Genomic DNA, 18,406 nt, shown 5'->3' with positions numbered 1-18,406 from the left:
CTGTGAAAGTTCTGGACATAATCGAGTGAGAATCAATTGAGCATGAAATCGTAAGACGTTATTTACAACTCTACGATACATCAATAAAAAGAAACAAAATAATGCAGCGTTCGCAGTGCGAACATCAATCCCACTTCACCAAAGACTAACCACGTTTGAATCTGTTTCCTCTGCTCTAGATAACTTGCTTTCCCATAACTCCAAAGCATAACGCTTCTCAGCCAAATATTCGTATCTATCGTAATGTTTTGAGCTAACGTCGTTTAGAGCATGGTTTTGTAGCCTGTCTCTCAATGCCTTACTTACCCCAATCTCTCCCATCAATGTTTTACAGGTTCGACGTAAATCCCTAGGGATAAAATACTCAAATTGCGGGTGATCATCTCTATAACGAGCAATGACTTGGCTCAATGAATCTAAGCGAACGTGGTCATTGTCATCTTTATGATGCGGGAAAATAAATGGACTAGCTGAGTTGCTTTCTCTGAGCCTTTCTAAGATAGACATCGCTGATTCAGTTAAAGGGACCAAGTGGCTACGCTTGTTTTTCGAAAGGTCCGGAGTGACAAGTAACGTTCGTTCATCCCAATTGATTGCCGTCCATTTTGATGCTGCAATCTCATAAGGTCTTTGTCCACCAGTATGAATACAAAGAAGAATAAGGCATCGCATCATTTCTGAGGATCGAACTCCTTCTATATCAAACTCAATATCATGCATAAACTGATGTAATTCCGTGAACGTTAGATAGCGCTCCCCTACTCGTTCTGCATCTTTTTGTTTTGGTATAGAAGATACTGGATTAAAGACGAGACCAAACTTAGCGTCTCTCAAGTAATTCGCAGGATCATTGTCATGTGAAAGGCCATAATTAAATGCGGCATGAAGGTAGCTTCTGACTCGATTGCTCTGCGTAGCGGCACCACGTTGTATCATGTGAGCTAATATCGTAACGATATTAGACGTCGTCACATCACAAGCCTTTGTTTCTTTGGAGATAAATGGATAAACCTCTTTCTCCAGTGACCGATAAACGTTTTGATAAGTCCGCTTCCCCTCTTTTTTCATTTGGTTTACATAACTTTGAAACAGCAACTCTAAGCTTCCCTTGCTCTCCTCCTCTCTTCGAGCTACTTCACGCTTTTTCTCTGCGTTGGCTAATTCAAATTTAGGATCGAGTCCCTGCTTTAACATTAAGCCCAGTTTATGCGCCTCCTTCCGCGCATCAACAAGACTGAGCGCCGGAAATCGCCCTAACTGAATAAAGAGACGTTTACCCTCGCGGTAGTAGCGAAAGACAAACCCTTTATTTCCACTAGCAAACACTTTCACTCCAAGACGTCCAGCGCCTTTAGTTCGGTCATCATCCCAAACGTAATACGCATTACTTTTAGGCTTTAAACCCACAATTTCTTTTTGCGTAATTGCCATAACAGTTCCTTTGTTGCGCAACTACACCCAGAGTTAAATTGGGTGTAGTTGTGGGTGTAGTTAGGAGGTCTCTTAATGACAGTTTGTGAGATATCACAAGATAAGGCAAGCTAAACAATCCACTAATTATCAATAATTTAAATACAATTTGAGATAACATGGAATTTGATAAAACAAATATTATCACGACTCATAATCGATTGGTCCGCAGTTCAAGTCTGCGAGGGGCCACCAAATTTTGAAAGGCGTAGCAGGTTAGTACCTACTACGTCTTTTTTGTGTCTGCTGACTTTGGGTACAGTTGTGGGTGTAGTAATTCGTTGCTCATATCCTCAACAACTTCAAACTTATCATCTTCCTCGATTCTACCCTCTCTTTCTTTTCGCTTATTACCAATCTTTCTATATAGTCGTAGAAACAAAATGTCTGCTCGCTATTTAAACCATTGACCCTTTTTCGACTTCTGATAGGATGGACATGTAAACGTATGGACGTCTAAAGTAAAAATGGAGTTAGAATGAAAAGTATTTGTCACCTAAAGAAACTAGCTTTGGTTCTCACGGCAGTAGTTGGCTTAAGTGCTTGTGGAGAAAAAGATGGCTCTATCATTAAAGTGGGAGCAACCGTAGGGCCTCATGCTCAAGTAGTTGAAGCAGTAGCGAAGGAAGCAGCGAAGCAAGGCTTGAATGTAGAAGTCATCGAGTTTTCTGATTACGTGACACCCAATGCCGCGCTTAGCGATGGTAGCATCGACATTAACAGCTATCAGCACCAACCATTTTTAGACAACTTCAACAATAGTCATGACGCCCAATTAGTGTCGATTGGTCAATCCATTCTGATGCGCATGGGACTTTATTCTAACAAGTATCGCTCATTGCAAGAGCTTCCAAACAATGCACGCATAGCAATTCCAAACGATCCAACTAATGGTGGTCGCGGTCTATTGCTACTCGCCAATGCAGGTTTAATTGAGCTTAAACAAGGTGTTGGCCACAAAGCCGCCCTAACTGATATTACAAAAAATGCAAAGTCGTTTGAATTTGTCGAGGTAGATGCCGCCCAGTTACCACGAACATTGGATGATGTAGACGCGGCTGCGATCACAATGAACTACGTAATGTCTTCTGGTTTAGACCCGAAGAAACAAAGTATCTATCTTGAAGCAAAAGACGCACCGCTGGCCGTCATGGTCATCGCTACTCGTGACGCAGACAAAAATAATGAAGCGTATAAAAAATTCGTTTCTATTTACCAATCTCAAGCAATTCGTGATTATCTCGATCGTACGTTCAAAGGCACAATAGAAGCAGCTTTTTAATCAATAAAGCAACGAATACTTTGCTCACTAATCAGATAGGAAAGAGGCTGATGTTTCTCATAGCCTCTTCTTTTCACTCCTCACTCAATCGGCTTATTGTCGACTTTCAGCCTCTAATCTCATTGCTAAATAAGCTTGGTCCGCAGAAACCAATTCAGGGCGGTTAATCAACTTCCAAAGGAAGTATGGTGGGATTAAAAATACGACAAAGTAGAGAGATTCATGGAAGAATACATCGGCTATCGCTTGCTGATGCTCCCAGAGTGCCGTCAGTGCAAAGAGCTCTAACATCACACCTAAAACGCCAAAGACGACAGAGACAACAATCGCTAAACCCAGTAGTTCTCTAATAAAGTGCTTGTATGCCATGATACTAATTCCTTCTAGCAGTAAGTCATACTAACTTACGCTCATAAGAAACAAGCCAGCTTGACTATTATCAAACTCCCCTCATCACAGTTAAGAACTTAGTTTTATAAAAAAGGACTTGTATATAACGCCATTGAAGATTGACCTCTCTATCACAATACAATGACATCACTTCTCGACTTTGAGACTAGCCTTTTACATTTATCAGCAGTGTAAACAAGAGATCATAATGAAAAAATATACCTACCCTTTACTTGCCATCTCAGGCGGTCTTTTATTGACGGGCTGTGGTAGCGACGACTCTTCATCCGATACAGAAGCAGCCACTTTTTCTCTCAGCGTTTCCGATGCGCCTGTCGACGATGCCAACAAAGTCGTCTTAGCGTTTAAAGATGTTGTCCTTGTACCATTTGACCCAGAAACTGGCGAACAAACTGGAGAACATATTCTGTTAGATGTTAGTGACAATGGAGCACTACACCAAGTTGATCTAATGGAATATCAGGGAAGTAACGCTAAAACGATCATTAGCGAGCAAGACATCGCTCCTGGTGATTATGCTATGTGTGTGTACGCTAAAGACGGCAAACAATTAAACGATACAACGCTGTCATACGTAGAGAAGACAGACGGCAACATCAAAGGCTTAGTTGTGCCTAGCCGAGGCAGCTGTTTTGGTTTTAAACCAGATACGAGCGATCAAGGTCGCTTGAAGTTTTCGCAAAAAGGTCAGTATGTAAAAGTTCATACTGGTCATAATAGCTATGTTGTCGAGTTTGATTTGCGTAAAGGCCTGGCAGATCCAACAGGCAAAGATTACATGAACATGAACTCTAATGCGGTAAGCTTAGTAAACGCATCAGAATCAGGTCATATCGGTGGTGAAGTCAGTGAAATTCAGTATCAAGCGTGTGAAGCAGACAGTGCAGCATCAAATGCAATAAATGACGTTCCTGCCGTTCACTCAGTCTATCTTTACGCAGGTTCGATGGATCGCTCAACCATGGGCGATATGGGCGCGATGGAACCACTCCAAGCGCCAGTTGCAGTAGCTAACGTGAATGAATCGCAAGACGAAGAAGGTAATACAACCTACAGCTACGAGTTTGGTTACATTGGCCCAGGCACCTACAGTATTGGGTACACCTGTACCGCGTATGTTGATACACCAGATAACCATGAAACATCAGAAGATGGCTTCCTGATTTATCAACATTACACACCTGTTGATGTGGTCGAAGGTGAGCATACAGAGCAAGATATCAATCCTATCCTATAGCTCTCGTCTTATCGAAAGCCGCTCACACGATGAGCGGCTTTTTGACTATTATTTTAATCCGATAAGTAATACTGAACGGTTGAGACCACTCGTACTTTCTTAATGTAAGGCGTGTTGCTATCTCGGTCATAAATCGAGAACTGCCCTTGCGTGGCACGTTTGATCTTACCCAGTGAACTCTGTGAGTCTTTCGCAAACTTTTGCGCCACTTCGCGGGCGTTTTTGGTCGCCTCTTCAATCATGTCTGGCTTTACATCATTTAGCTTAGTAAAGCTGTACTCAATGCGGTTCGCGTACGGGTCCTGATTCAGCAGTACGCCTTGTTTTCCTAGCTCACCAATCTCATTAATTGCCGCTCGAACCACATCGACACTTTGACTATAAACCGTAACGGTCCGCGAGGCTAAATAACGAAACTCGATATCTTGCTCACTCCCGTATTGCTGTGCTTTTCGGTCAATGACAGCAGGAGAAGAAAGGGAAACGCTCGTTTCAGGGAGCCCTTTGGCACTTAAGAAATCCAGAATCAAACGCGTTTGCTGATCGATGTCATCAAACATAGCCCCCATATCATTACTCGCTAAGGTGAACTGAATTGGCCAGATCACTGTATCGGCAGAGTACTCTCGTTCAGACAATCCCTTCACCGTTACCACTCGTTCATAGGCTTTGTATTTGACTGCCGTTTGCTGAATAAAAAAGCCCAATACTCCTAAACCAATTATCAGACACAGCCCGAGCCATATTGACGCTTTATTGGAAATCTTCTCCATTCATCCTCCTAATTTCGCCAAAAGTAACAATTCGTCGTATCGATAACATAGCTCAACTATGGCCAGAAAATGGCGACCTAAAGCCAAGTTTTTGTCATGTCGTTCGAAATGGTGAATAGAATAAATTACAATTGAACAGTGTTTCATTGTGGTTTTTAAGATTATGTTGAAAATAAAATGGCTGGTAGTTCTGAGCGGATTATTTGTCTCAACGGCTTGTTTGAGTACTGACGACTTAGTAATGGATGACAACTCAACACAAGCCCCCCAAGCGGGTATGTGCGATGAAGATCAATGCGAAGGGAAAAGCTTTGATGGTCGCATTCTGCTAGATAATGAGCCGACCAAACAGGTCTTGAGCTCACTAGAAAGTCTCGGTGAAACGCTCAACTCTCTGAGTATCCTGATGTTTGCTGGCGACAAAACGTAACGCTAATACGTCCCTATCCCCTCGCCTTTGGTCAACAAAGCTTCACCAGTTTGTCACCAAAGGCTCATGGATTTGCCTCTGAACTGTCATCTGTAATTTCTACTATCCGATCAGCCACTTGTATGCTGAGGTAAATATGGATAGTTCAACCCCTTTTCGTCTCCCTCGTAAAACGCCGTTCGGCATTGGTGAAAACGTTGCAGAATGGGCAACGGGTTTAAGTCAGCTCGATAAATTCTACGCCCAACGCCCCGTGAATGCGGATACCAAAACTTTCTTGCGATTTACGCTGGATATTTTGGGGATCGACTATCGCATTGCCCATGGTTCGCTCGACGCAGTGCCAAAGCAAGGCGCAACCGTCATTGTGGCGAATCACCCTCTCGGTTGTGTTGAAGGCGTGATTCTCGCCGAGCTACTATTGATGATACGAGACGATATCCAAATTTTAGCGAATCAGTACCTAAAAACCGTACCAGAGCTCGACCAACTTTTTATTGGTGTCGACGTATTCGAAGGCAAAGACGCCGTCAAATCGAATATGAAGGCCCTCAGAGCAGCCAACAAACACCTTGCGAATGGCGGCTTGTTATTGGTTTTCCCTGCGGGTGAAGTGTCGCAGTTGGTGGATGCCAAACAACAGCGTTTAGAAGACAAAGAATGGAGCCGCAGTGTCAGTGCGTTAATTCGTAAGAACAAAGCCGCCACTGTTCCCGTCTTCATTCGTGGGCAGAACTCAAAACGCTTCTACATGGCAGGTAAAATCCACCCTCTTTTACGCACCTTGATGTTAGGAAGAGAGCTGCTCAACAAGAGCGCAAAAACCATTGAGTTGTCCTTTGGGCAAGCAATCAAGTTTAAAGAACTCAATAACCTCAATGATGATCAGATCGTCAATTATCTAAGGCTCAACACCTATCTGCTTAACCGCGATGTAAGTGCCACTCAGAAAACGGTCTCAGACAATGATCTCTTACCTATTGCGGCAGGGTTACCCATAGGCCAATTGCTTGAAGAGCTGCACAGCTTACCGACAGAAACCCAATTGCTTCAAAATGGCGAGTTCGACGTGTATTGCGCCAGCGCGCAGCAGATCCCATCTCTCCTGCATGAAATTGGCCGCTTGCGAGAACATAATTTCCGTCAAGTTGGCGAAGGGACTGGACAAGCGATAGACATCGATCATTTCGATCATGATTACCTGCACCTATTTGTTTGGGATCGTGAGAACCAATGCATGGTAGGTGCTTACCGTCTTGGATTAGTTGATCAATTATTGGCGAAATATGGCGTAGAAGGATTGTATTCGCGCACCTTGTTCAACTATGACCAACGCTTTCTCGATCAAATGGGTAAGTCGATTGAAATGGGTCGTTCTGTGATTGCCGAGCAATATCAAAAAAGCATGAGTGCCCTACTCTTACTCTGGAAAGGCATAGCGACTTTTGTCCATCAACATCCCGAATACACGCACTTATTTGGCCCAGTGAGCATCAGCAACGATTACAGCCATACCGCGCGTCAGTTGCTGGCACAATCAATGACCCTACACCACTACGACAACGACTGCGCCGAATACGTCACTCCGTCAAATCCACTGCCAGAAACCAACTTAAACTGGAATACCAGCATGCTAACCGCATTGGGAGACTTACAGTTGCTATCTCGCGTGATCGCTCGAATTGACGAAGGCAAAGGCGTTCCGGTATTACTACGCCAATATTTGAGTTTGAATGGTAAGTTGGTGTGTTTTAACGTCGATCCGGCGTTTAACAACGCACTGGATGGATTGATTATGGTGAATTTACGCGATGTACCTGAGAAAACGCTTGCACGTTATATGGGCAGCGAAAACGCGCGCGAGTATTTAGCTCTAAACCATTAACCGTCGTCGGAGGTATCGCGCTGCTCAAAATCGCTCTAAACAACACAACGCGAGCAGCGTGATGCGTTATTTACCCATAAGACATTAAAAACAAAGTGTTTAGTTAAACTCATAGCAAAAAGGCCAGTCATCTCAAGCTTTAATCCACAAAACGCCAACATCGCACAAACGTTCACGTTATAAACTTTCACAAAACCTCAAAATGGTCATAGTTCACACTTTCAATCAAACCTAACATCAAACAAAATGTGACATTGATCATTTCTAGTATTTAATTTGAATTGAAAAAGAAATTAAAGGTGATCTTAATCACAATGAATTTTGATTTTATATTTGTCAGAAGATCGAATTGATCACTAATATTTTTATTGACAGATTTGAAAGTCATTTTTTGTTATTAAGTTACATATCAATTAATTGATCATCATCACTTAAAAAATGCTTTTCATCCGAAGAAACGCGGGGGTTGATCACGAAAAACCCGTCGTCAGTTCCAATTGGAAAATGTGTGGTAAATTGATTGGGTACTAAGCAATCAAACAAGCGGTTTTGGCGAACCGTTTACGACAACATATTCATCAGAACATCGAACGGGGAATTGTTATGATATCACCAGATGCCAAGATCAAGATACAAAATTTTGGTCGTTTTCTGTCAAACATGGTAATGCCTAACATCGGCGCGTTTATCGCGTGGGGCTTTATCACTGCTCTATTTATCCCAACCGGATGGCTACCAAATGAGACGTTAGCTTCCATGGTTGGTCCTATGATCACTTACTTGCTGCCACTACTGATCGGTTACACCGGTGGTAAATTAGTGGGCGGCGATCGCGGCGCGGTCGTGGGTGCAATCACAACTATGGGCGTGATTGTCGGTACCGACATCCCAATGTTTATGGGTGCAATGATGGTCGGCCCAATGGGCGGCTGGGCTATCAAAAAATTCGATAACTACATCGACGGTAAAGTAAAAAGTGGCTTCGAGATGTTGGTGAACAACTTCTCTGCGGGCATCATTGGTATGCTGTGCGCCATTTTGGCTTTCTTCCTTATCGGTCCATTTGTCAAAGTGCTTTCAGGCGCATTGGCAGCAGGCGTAAACTTCCTTGTTTCAGCGCACCTTCTGCCACTGACTTCTATTTTTGTTGAGCCAGCGAAGATCCTGTTCCTAAACAACGCGATCAACCACGGCATCTTCTCTCCACTGGGTATTCAGCAAGCTTCTGAAACTGGTCAATCGATCTTCTTCTTGATCGAGGCGAACCCAGGTCCTGGCTTAGGTATCTTGCTGGCTTACATGGTGTTTGGTAAAGGTACGGCTCGTCAAACTGCAGGTGGTGCATCAATCATCCACTTCTTCGGCGGTATCCACGAGATTTACTTCCCATACATCCTAATGAACCCTCGCCTAATCCTTGCGGCTATCGCAGGCGGTATGACTGGCGTATTCGTTCTAACTATGTTTAACGCAGGTATCGTTTCTCCAGCATCACCAGGTTCAATCTTTGCAATCTTGTTGATGACTCAGAAAGGTTCAATCGTTGGTGTTCTAGCGTCTATCGCAGCGGCAACAGGCGTGTCATTCGCCGTAGCAGCACTGCTAATGAAGACACAAACGTCAACAGAAGAAGACGGTGATGAAGCAGCACTAGAGAAAGCAACATCACAAATGAAAGACATGAAATCTGCATCTAAAAACGATGCGGTGGTAAACAGCCAAAGCAAAGGTGACGTAGACCTAGCGACAGTACAAAGCATCATTGTCGCTTGTGATGCGGGCATGGGCTCGAGTGCAATGGGCGCGAGCATGCTACGCAAAAAGGTTCAAGACGCAGGTCTGAACATCCACGTAACTAACCTTGCCATTAACAGCTTACCAGAGAGTGCAGATATCGTGATTACTCATAAAGACTTAACGGGTCGTGCACGTAAGCATGCTCCAAACGCACACCACATTTCATTGACGAACTTCCTAGACAGCGAAATGTACAACCAGCTAGTCACCAAACTACTAGCAGCACAAAACCAATCCGCAGCCAATGACGACCAGATGGTAAAAGTGTCAGTCATGGCGGCGAACGACGACAGCTTTGAGCCACAACAACCATCGGTATTCCAAATCCAGCGTGAGAACATTCACCTAGGTTTGAAAGCAGCCAACAAAGAAGAAGCCATTCGCTTTGCAGGCAACAAATTGGTTGAACTTGGCTACGCAGAACCAGAATACGTAGACGCGATGTTTGAGCGTGAAGCGTTGGTTCCAACTTACCTAGGCGAATCTATCGCAGTACCTCACGGTACGGTAGAAGCGAAAGATCGCGTGAAGAAAACCGGCATTGTAATCTGCCAATACCCATCGGGTATCCAATTTACTGAAGATGACGACGATGTCGCGAAACTGGTTATCGGCATTGCCGCTAAGAACGATGAGCACATCCAGGTGATCACAACCATTACGAACGCGCTCGATGAGCCGGAAGCAATTGAGAAGCTAACCAGCACCAACGATGTAGAAGAAATTCTAAACATCCTTGGCGGCCAGCAAGCGGCTTAATCACTCCTTTAATTTGCTCCTGAGGCAAACGAGGTCAGCTGTCACCCCCTATGCGGTTGGCCTCACCCTAGTTTCGTAAGTCAACATTTTCAGATATTGGTAGGTAAGAATTATGAAAAACGCAGTTCATTTTGGTGCAGGTAACATCGGTCGTGGTTTCATCGGTAAACTCTTAGCAGACGCAGAAGTCGAGGTCACTTTCGCTGACGTTGATGTACCGCTAGTAGACCAGCTCAGCCACAAACAAGAATACAAAGTAAAAGTGGTCGGTACTGAGTGTCAAATCGACACCGTTACCCATGTCACAGCGGTAAACTCAGCCAGTGAAGACGTGATTGATCGCATCGTCAAAACCGATTTAGTTACCACAGCGGTCGGTCCAAACGTATTAGATATCATCGCGAAAACCATCGCGAAAGGCATCGCCAAACGTTTTGAAGCTGGCAATGACGCGCCACTTAACATCATCGCCTGTGAAAATATGGTGCGTGGTACCACACACCTAAAAGGTGAGGTGTACAAACACTTGGATGAATCACTGCACACAAAGGCAGACGAGTTGGTTGGCTTTGTTGATTCAGCGGTAGACCGCATCGTGCCACCAGCAGAAGCCGCCAACGATGATCCACTAGAAGTCACGGTAGAAAGCTTTAGTGAATGGATTGTGGATGAGCAACAGTTTAAGGGCGATATCCCTGACATAGCTGGCATGGAAAGAACCAACAACCTAATGGCCTTTGTCGAACGTAAGCTGTTCACCCTAAACACAGGTCACTGCATTACCGCTTATTTAGGTTGTTTGAAAGGGCACCGTACCATTCGTGAAGCAATTGAAGACCCAAGCATTCATGCCGAAGTAAAACAAGCAATGCACGAAAGTGGTGAAGTGCTGATCAAACGTTACGGCTTCGACCGCGACATGCACAATGCCTACATCGAAAAGATTTTAGGTCGCTTCGCCAACCCATATTTAGTGGATGAAGTGGATCGCGTTGGACGACAACCAATTCGTAAATTGGGTGCAAATGATAGATTAGTGAAGCCATTACTCGGTACAATCGAGTATGGCACTGAAAATCAAACACTTTTGAAAGGGATCGCGGCGGCGTTGAAATACACCAACGACACCGATCCGCAAGCGGTTGAGCTACAGACCTCATTAAAAGAGGTTGGCGTAACAAAAACGCTAGCGAAATACACCGGTCTGGCTGAAGACAGTGTTGAAGTGGCTCAAATAGAAGCGATTTACCACCAGCTTTAATCGAATCAAGGGGAGCTCTGCTCCCCATAAATATAATTTTAAACAGTTACTCAGTATATGGCAGATAACATCAACGAAACCGAGATCATTGAACGATTAAACAGCGCGCCATCGGTACGAGGCTTTTTTATTGCAGCAGTCGATGTGTTCAACGATTCCATCGACGGGCTAATACAAAGGATCTTTCGTAAAGATAACTTCGCCGTGCAATCGGTTGTTGGTCCCCTACTGCAAGACTCCGGACCGCTGGGCGATCTCTCTGTTCGTTTGAAACTCCTATTTGGCTTAGGCGTACTCCCAGACGATATTTATCATGATATTGAAGACATCATTAAGCTTAAAAACCGACTCAATAGCGATGCATCCGACTACGAGTTCACTGATCCAAATATTCTAGAGCCAATCAAAAAGCTGCATCTGGTAAAGAAAATGGGCATGGTGCAATTAGAAGTCAACGAACCTGATGACGACATCGACCTTGAGTTTTATCAACTCCAACTTCAACGCCAGCAACAAATAATAAAATCAGGTCTCTCGCTCGCCATTGTCGAAATTTGCAATGAACTGGGCAAGGACAGCCCTTTTTAACCCAACCTCCGGCAAGGAACGCCTTCTCTACTAGCCTCTTTTCTTTGCGTATCCTTTCTGTATGACGTGCGTGAAAGCCATCACAGTCCATATTCGTATGTCTCTGTAATATCAGACCAATCTATCGCTGGTATTGAAACGGTATGGCATGCTTTCAATCGAAGACACTAAAATCAAATGGGCGTTTTTCCAGAAACACCATTGGGTATCTCCAGAATTTTCCCGCACTCCCGTACTTGAGTCGTGGGAGCGTTGCATAAAGCAATGCAGCCCTTATACCTGGTCAAAACCACATATTGCCTCTGGCTTTACCTTCTCATCTCTGATGAAACGCAACGAGCACCTCATCGAATGCGCCACGACCGTACTTGAAGACACTTACGACATGCTAGGAGACGAAGACCTGCTATTGATGGTGACTGACGGCAACGGCTGCGTTCTATCTGTTGTGGGACATGACTCAATGCAACAAGAGATGCAGGCGCTCGGTATTAAACAAGGCTGTTTTCTGTCTGAAGGGAAAATTGGCACAAATGCGGTCAATCTCTGTATTAGTACTCATATCCCGTGTGAAGTTTTCGCAGCAGAACATTTTAATCGCCACTTACACCCTTATGTCTCTGTAGCAGCGCCTGTTTTCGACCAGTTTGGCAAGTTACGCGGCACAACATGCCTTCTCAAAAAAGCAGAGAGCTACAAGAAAGAAAACTTAGTCATCATCGCGTCGAGCGCGAAAGAAGTCAGTTTGCAAATCCATATTCAGTCGGAACAAGAAAACATTAACCGCCTCACTTGTGCGCACAACGCAACGTTAGAATGCATGGATGACGGCCTTCTGGCCTGGGATGAAGAAAGCCGTATCACCATGGTAAATCACCAATCAGAGCGCTTGTTAAACATTGAAGCCAGTCAGGTCTTGGATAAAGAAGTCTTTTCGGTTTTACGTTTCCCGCCAAATGTCCTCAATAGTATTGAGTCGGGTGCAAGCATCAACCGCAAACTCACAACGGTAGAGGTTCGTGGCGAGTTTGTTGAAGCGATCATTACCTTGCGTCCACTCAACGACGGCACACACTTATTGTTTTTGCACCCTATCGATAAAATTCGCGAACTTGCTCAACAACAAATAGGTGGCAGTGCGCGCTATACGTTCAGTACTTTGCCTGTTATTTCACGAAAAATGAAGCATGTCATTACCGTGGCAAAGCGGGCCATAAAGTCCAAATCACCGATTCTAATTACGGGTGAAGAAGGCGTAGGAAAAGCTACTCTCGCCATGGCGATTCATAATGAAAGCGCCTACAAAGAAGGGCCGTTCATTACACTCAACTGCCGCTCCATCAATACAGAGCAACTGGTCAAAGAAACCCTGGGATACGACGAGGGACAAGGCATGCCCTCTAAGTTTGAACTCGCCCATGGCGGCACGCTCTTTTTGGAAAAGTTGGAATATCTGTCACCCGATTTACAAGCCGTGCTACTTAAGTTGTTAAAAACTGGGCTCGTCAGCCGCAGCGACAGTTTGCGATTGATCCCCGTAGATTTTCAACTTATTACCAGCACCGCTTCAGAGATCAGCGAGTATGTCACTCAGCGCTCATTTGGTCGGCAACTTTATTATGAAATCTCCTCGAACGAGCTGCATATTCCGCCACTAAGAAAGCGCAAAGAAGACATTGAATTTCTCGTCCAGCAGCTTATCAGCCATTATGAACGCCGCCACAATGTGACTATCTCGATAGAGCCAGTCGCACTGGAAGCGTTGATGAATTTTCGTTGGTCAGGCAATAACTCCGAATTAAGAAACCGAACTGAGCGAATTTTGCTTAACCGCAGTTCCAACTTAATCAAGCTGAACGATATTCCAGAAGACATTAAACTGAATTCTCGCCATACCGCAGAGAATACGCCGGTAATCACGCTAGAAGAAGCCGAGAGAAGAGCTATCGTTCAGGCTTGGAATCAGTGTGATGGCAAAATGCATGATATGGCGAAAGCATTGCAAATTGGCCGCACGACCTTATGGAGAAAAATTAATAAGTTTGGGCTGCAGGAGCAAATGAAGCTGTATTAAGCCAAGAAGTGGCGTTCCTATAACAAAAGTAAAACCGGCGTAAGCACGCCGGTACACATGTACTAACGATAAGGTATCGATTAAACATCAACAGACAACTGACGAATCTGCGCTTTTAGTCCCGGTAGCATACTAGAACTGGCGCTGAATTTTCGTAACCCCACGCGAAGCAATGTTTCTGTAGCATTTGGATCGCCTGCCATCTCACCGCACATACTGACCGGTATGCCCGCGCGATCGCCTGCTGCACACGTGAGTTCAATAGCTTTTAGTACCGATGGTTCAAAGTAGTTCACTAATTCGGCAACGGCGGCGTTGCCTCGATCGGCTGCCATAACATATTGAGTCAAATCATTGGTGCCAATAGAGAAAAAGTCGACTTCTTGGGCTAACGCATCTGCATTTAATACCGCGGCTGGTACCTCAATCATAATACCAACAGGCAAATGAGTCGCATCCAAGCCGAGTTGGGTTGCTTGATGTGCCAACAGCGCTTTTACTTTTCTCACTTCTTCAACCTGAGCCACCATCGGTATCATCAATTGAATATTCGGTTGCTCGTGAAAGGCTCTCAGAATGGCTCGAAGTTGGGCGGTAAACAATGACTCATGTTGAAGGCACAACCGCACCCCTCTCAGACCTAAAAATGGATTATCTTCCGCTGGCATAGGATAAGCGGCTAAAGGCTTATCACCGCCAACATCTAGACTACGAATCGTAAGTGGCTTATCACCAAGTGCGGCAGCAATATCACGATACACTTGATATTGCGCTTCCTCAGTCGGCAACTCATCACTGTTTTGAAATAAAAACTCAGTCCGGAATAGACCAACGCCCTCAGCTCCTGATGTTAGTGCATCATCAATATCTTTCGGTCCACCAATATTGGCGAATACTGGAATATGGACACCATCACAGGTGACTGCGGCTTGCTGAGCACTCGCTAGCGCACTTTGTCGGGTGCTTTGCCACTCAATTTGTTGCGCTTCTAATTCCTGTTGTATGGCATCTGAAGGAGAGAACCATAAATGCCCTCGGAAGCCATCAATAGTCACCACTTGACCAGCACGCACAGCATCAAGGCAACCCTGAGCTTTAACGATGGCAGGAATCCCCATCGCACGAGCAAGAATCGCACTGTGAGAGGTTTTCCCTCCCTCACTCAAACAGATACCAAGCACTTTCGATTTATCAAGCCCGGCCACATCAGAAGGCATCAGGTCGCGGGCCAACAAAACACTCGGTTCCTGAATGTCGATGGCATTAGGCGTTACACCTGTCATTTCAACCATAACCTGGCGTGCGATATCATGCACATCAGCTTCGCGTTCCCGCATGTACTGGCTTTCAGCCTGGCGAAACTCGTCGGCTAACGTTTGCAGTGATTCTATCCAAGCTTGCTCGGCTATCATGCCCGTTTGAATTCGCGACTCGACCGATGCCCATAATTCTGGGTCACTGAGCATCATGCTATGAGCAGAAAATATTTCCCCTTTCGGCTGCTTCGCTTGCTCCTGCAAATGTTGAACAACCACGCCTATCGCATGCTTAACCCGTTCAATTTCATCTTGTTCACTTTGGAAATCACGTTCAGGCACAGCTGGCATTTCATGAGTAAAAAGGACAACTGGAGCAGTAGCGATACCGTCATTGACTCGAATACCAACAACAGCACCTTCAATCTGATTTGGGACCATGTCATCGAGCAAAGTATCCGTGCTCTCTTCAGATTCGATAATGCCTTGCTCAACCGCCTCTTTTTCTCCGAAGTGCTCATGAGCTAAGGCTTCAAATGCCTGAATTGCTTCACTAGATTGAGGTCCGAGTGCGCACAGCGTGATCGTCTCTTGGCTACGAACGCCAAGTTTCGCAATGCTGTTTAAGCTTTTCGCGTTCACACGGCGCTCGCCTTTTTTCAACCATAATTGGCAGTCAAAAGGCGCGAGTGCACCAACAATGGCCGCAGCGGGACGAGCATGTAATCCATGCGGATTTTGCACTACCCAATCAAATGCCCGCTCTTGCTCAAAGTTCTCTGATACTGGCGTTATCTCAGCGGATGTTAGTGGCTGATCACCAAGGTGCTCTCGTTTTACGCTTAACGCATTCTGTGCCTCTTCGACTACCGTCGATAAAGGTAGTCCAGCGGCAGCAGCCACCGACGCCGCCATGGTCCCTTCAACAATGGGGGCCGAGATAAGGGTGACATTTTCCCTCACGTGATCATCAATCAGATCCAGAGCCATTTCCGTGCTAAGCAGGGCGCTGCCAAGATCCATCAACACAACAACCCCTTGTTGATCTTGTACCTGCTCAATCGCTTCCATCACGGCAATGGCATCGGTTCCGATCGGGTTCTCTGGATCATCAATCCCCGCAGCAATCGCAAGCTTGGCTTTGCCTTGCGTCATTTGGGTGGCAAGTTCGGCCACCCCTTCGGCAAGGCGACGACTATGAGATACAACTACAATTCCCACCATCTTAATTACCTGCTATTGCCTGCTGTAGCGCTTTAATCATTAACAAAGAAGAGGTTGCGCCGGGGTCTTGGTGACCAATACTGCGCTCACCTAAATAGCTTGCTCGCCCTTTTTTCGCCAACATTTCAATCGTGGCAACCGCGTTCGTTTCTGCTAGCTCAACCATTTCATTCAATAAATGGTCAGCGCTCATGCCATTTTCTAACGACGCCTTCACGCTAACTAAAACGGGTAACCAAACATCACACATGGTTTTATCACCCAGTTCCGCTTTACCACGAGACACCACACCATCCACACCGCTTTTTAGTGCATCCACTAACTCTTCAAACGTTAATTGCTCTCGAGTTCCGACAGCGGCAGCCGTGCGAATAAACAGCGTGCCATAAAGCGGGCCACTTGCCCCACCGACACTAGAAAGCAAGGTCATGCCCGTATTCTTGAGAATGCTGCCGATATTTTGGTCCGCAAATTGCGGCAGTTTTTCCGCGACTTTTTTAAAGCCTCGGTTCATATTGAGACCATGGTCGGCGTCACCAATATCACGATCAAGGTCGGTCAGAAAATCTTGATTCTCTTGATACGTTTTTGCACATAGCTCTAACCAGTGAACGATATGTTGTTTTTCAATTTGCATGTTTGCTCCCCCCTGTTACCACTTGATCGCGGCCGTATCGACAGGAGCATCAAACAGCTCCAACATCTCTTTATCTGCTCTCAGCAACGTAATTGAAACGCCTTCCATATCGAGTGACGTACAGAAGTTACCGACCATATTACGTACGATACGGAACCCTGATTGCTCGCAGTTATGGGCAAGACGGCGGTACACTCCGTAAAGCTCAGAAATTGGCGTTCCGCCCATACCATTTACCATCACAATGTAGTCGTGTTCAGCGGCGAAAGGCTCAATGCTGGATTCCACTTCATCCCATTCACCTTCGTCACGATTCCAAATACGCAATGTGCGCTGATAAGGCGTGTTTTCAGCAACTTCAGCAAACATCTCATCCACTAACGTATCGGCGTCGGTGTATTTCACTCGCTTGATACCTGGTTCACCATGGATACCAACACCAAACTCCACTTCATCATCTTCCAGAACAAAAGATGGTTTACCCGCCGCTGGCACAACACAAGCATTAAGCGCCACGCCAAATGAACGACAGTGATTATTAACGCGACGAGCCAGAGCTTCACATTGCTCCAACGAATAACCTTTGTTCGCGGCAGCCCCAACTAACTTCTCAACCAATACCGTTCCAGCGACGCCACGGCGACCAGCGGTATACAGGCTGTCTTTGACTGCAACATCGTCATCCACCAACACCGATCCAACTTTGATGCCATCGGTATGAAGGAGTTCCACGGCCGTTTCAAAGTTCAACACGTCGCCGGTGTAGTTTTTAATGATAAATAGCACGCCTTCACCAGTATTCACTTGGTTACCACATTCGTACATTTGATCAGGCGTAGGTGAAGTAAATACCTCTCCTGGGCAGGCGCCTGTCAGCATGCCTTTACCAATAAAACCTGCGTGCAAAGGTTCATGACCACAGCCACCACCAGAAACCAATGCCACTTGCCCCGGCGTTTCCTCGTGCCACATGTAACGAGGCTCGTAGTTGGCTTTTAGCTCAGGGCGGGACAGTGCCAGGCCTTCCATTTGCTGCAATACAACATCATCGACTTGGTTAATTAACTTTTTCATCGTTCTATCTCATTCCATTTATATTTTTATGTAGGGCATGAATTCATCTTAAACAGAGAAAAAACGTGCTCAACAAAAATCAATCCGTTTCATATTGAAACAACAACTTCGGTATTTTTGTTTCAATATGAAACGAAAAACGACGAATTCGCTTGAATAGTGATCGTCGCCATAAAGCATGGTGATGCTTATTACTTCTGACAGTCGGTTTGACACAGAGGTCATAAAAGCATGGAACAAAACCAGAG

The 18,406-nt window shown here is 45.3% G+C and carries 14 protein-coding genes; 8 read left to right on the top strand and 6 right to left on the bottom strand.

All coding sequences use genetic code 11. The features are described from left to right. Positions 1 to 135 precede the first annotated feature (135 nt). Positions 136 to 1,431 carry a tyrosine-type recombinase/integrase gene (locus ACWPOD_RS13200; RefSeq protein WP_017633489.1) on the bottom strand — a complete coding sequence of 432 codons (1,296 nt, stop codon included), beginning with the start codon at positions 1,429 to 1,431 and terminating at the stop codon, positions 136 to 138. Positions 1,432 to 1,948: 517 nt separating this feature from the next. On the opposite strand from ACWPOD_RS13200, the gene ACWPOD_RS13195 reads away from it, so the two are divergent. Next, positions 1,949 to 2,752 carry a MetQ/NlpA family ABC transporter substrate-binding protein gene (locus tag ACWPOD_RS13195; protein WP_167426944.1) on the top strand — a complete coding sequence of 268 codons (804 nt, stop codon included), beginning with the start codon at positions 1,949 to 1,951 and terminating at the stop codon, positions 2,750 to 2,752. Between the two features lie 93 nt (positions 2,753 to 2,845). Here the strand turns inward: ACWPOD_RS13195 and ACWPOD_RS13190 are convergent, their stop codons facing one another. Beyond that, positions 2,846 to 3,121 carry a hypothetical protein gene (locus ACWPOD_RS13190; protein ID WP_048626615.1) on the bottom strand — a complete coding sequence of 92 codons (276 nt, stop codon included), beginning with the start codon at positions 3,119 to 3,121 and terminating at the stop codon, positions 2,846 to 2,848. A 229-nt stretch (positions 3,122 to 3,350) separates the two neighbouring features. On the opposite strand from ACWPOD_RS13190, the gene ACWPOD_RS13185 reads away from it, so the two are divergent. Further along, positions 3,351 to 4,400: a DUF4382 domain-containing protein gene (locus tag ACWPOD_RS13185; protein ID WP_065644976.1), complete on the top strand. Its 1,050-nt coding sequence runs from the start codon at positions 3,351 to 3,353 to the stop codon at positions 4,398 to 4,400. A gap of 53 nt (positions 4,401 to 4,453) precedes the next feature. On the opposite strand, the gene ACWPOD_RS13180 is transcribed toward ACWPOD_RS13185, so the two are convergent. Then, positions 4,454 to 5,173 (bottom strand): SIMPL domain-containing protein, encoded by a 720-nt coding sequence (locus ACWPOD_RS13180; RefSeq protein WP_005392213.1) that lies wholly within the window; start codon positions 5,171 to 5,173, stop codon positions 4,454 to 4,456. 163 nt (positions 5,174 to 5,336) lie between these two features. Here ACWPOD_RS13180 and ACWPOD_RS13175 point away from each other — a divergent pair, with 163 nt between their 5' ends. From ACWPOD_RS13175 to dhaR, 6 genes are all read left to right on the top strand, one after another. Then, positions 5,337 to 5,603: a hypothetical protein gene (locus tag ACWPOD_RS13175; protein WP_031780245.1), complete on the top strand. Its 267-nt coding sequence runs from the start codon at positions 5,337 to 5,339 to the stop codon at positions 5,601 to 5,603. Between the two features lie 136 nt (positions 5,604 to 5,739). After that, positions 5,740 to 7,488, top strand: coding sequence for a lysophospholipid acyltransferase family protein (locus tag ACWPOD_RS13170; RefSeq protein WP_167426945.1), 1,749 nt, complete (start codon positions 5,740 to 5,742; stop codon positions 7,486 to 7,488). Positions 7,489 to 8,091: 603 nt separating this feature from the next. After that, positions 8,092 to 10,044, top strand: coding sequence for a PTS mannitol transporter subunit IICBA (locus ACWPOD_RS13165; protein WP_167426946.1), 1,953 nt, complete (start codon positions 8,092 to 8,094; stop codon positions 10,042 to 10,044). Between the two features lie 112 nt (positions 10,045 to 10,156). Further along, positions 10,157 to 11,305, top strand: coding sequence for a mannitol-1-phosphate 5-dehydrogenase (locus ACWPOD_RS13160; RefSeq protein WP_167426947.1), 1,149 nt, complete (start codon positions 10,157 to 10,159; stop codon positions 11,303 to 11,305). 57 nt (positions 11,306 to 11,362) lie between these two features. Next, positions 11,363 to 11,893: an MltR family transcriptional regulator gene (locus ACWPOD_RS13155; protein WP_012841150.1), complete on the top strand. Its 531-nt coding sequence runs from the start codon at positions 11,363 to 11,365 to the stop codon at positions 11,891 to 11,893. 148 nt (positions 11,894 to 12,041) lie between these two features. Continuing rightward, positions 12,042 to 13,967 carry a dihydroxyacetone kinase operon transcriptional regulator DhaR gene (dhaR, locus tag ACWPOD_RS13150; RefSeq protein WP_167426948.1) on the top strand — a complete coding sequence of 642 codons (1,926 nt, stop codon included), beginning with the start codon at positions 12,042 to 12,044 and terminating at the stop codon, positions 13,965 to 13,967. 80 nt (positions 13,968 to 14,047) lie between these two features. On the opposite strand, the gene ptsP is transcribed toward dhaR, so the two are convergent. Genes ptsP through dhaK form a run of 3 tightly spaced genes read right to left on the bottom strand, consistent with a single transcriptional unit; the run spans position 14,048 to position 18,158 of the window. Further along, complete coding sequence (gene ptsP / locus ACWPOD_RS13145; RefSeq protein WP_167426949.1) at positions 14,048 to 16,447, bottom strand: phosphoenolpyruvate--protein phosphotransferase; 2,400 nt, start codon at positions 16,445 to 16,447, stop codon at positions 14,048 to 14,050. A gap of 1 nt (position 16,448) precedes the next feature. Next, the gene (dhaL, locus tag ACWPOD_RS13140; RefSeq protein WP_005379705.1) at positions 16,449 to 17,084 is read right to left on the bottom strand and encodes a dihydroxyacetone kinase subunit DhaL; all 636 of its coding nucleotides are present in this window, start codon (positions 17,082 to 17,084) and stop codon (positions 16,449 to 16,451) included. Positions 17,085 to 17,099: 15 nt separating this feature from the next. Next, on the bottom strand, positions 17,100 to 18,158 hold the full coding sequence (gene dhaK, locus ACWPOD_RS13135) for a dihydroxyacetone kinase subunit DhaK (RefSeq protein ID WP_167426950.1): 1,059 nt from the start codon (positions 18,156 to 18,158) through the stop codon (positions 17,100 to 17,102). Positions 18,159 to 18,406 lie beyond the last annotated feature (248 nt).

Source organism: Vibrio sp. JZG120, assembly GCF_053890955.1.
The sequence above is the reverse complement of the archived record's forward strand: the minus strand, read 5'-3'. Positions and strand labels throughout refer to the sequence as shown.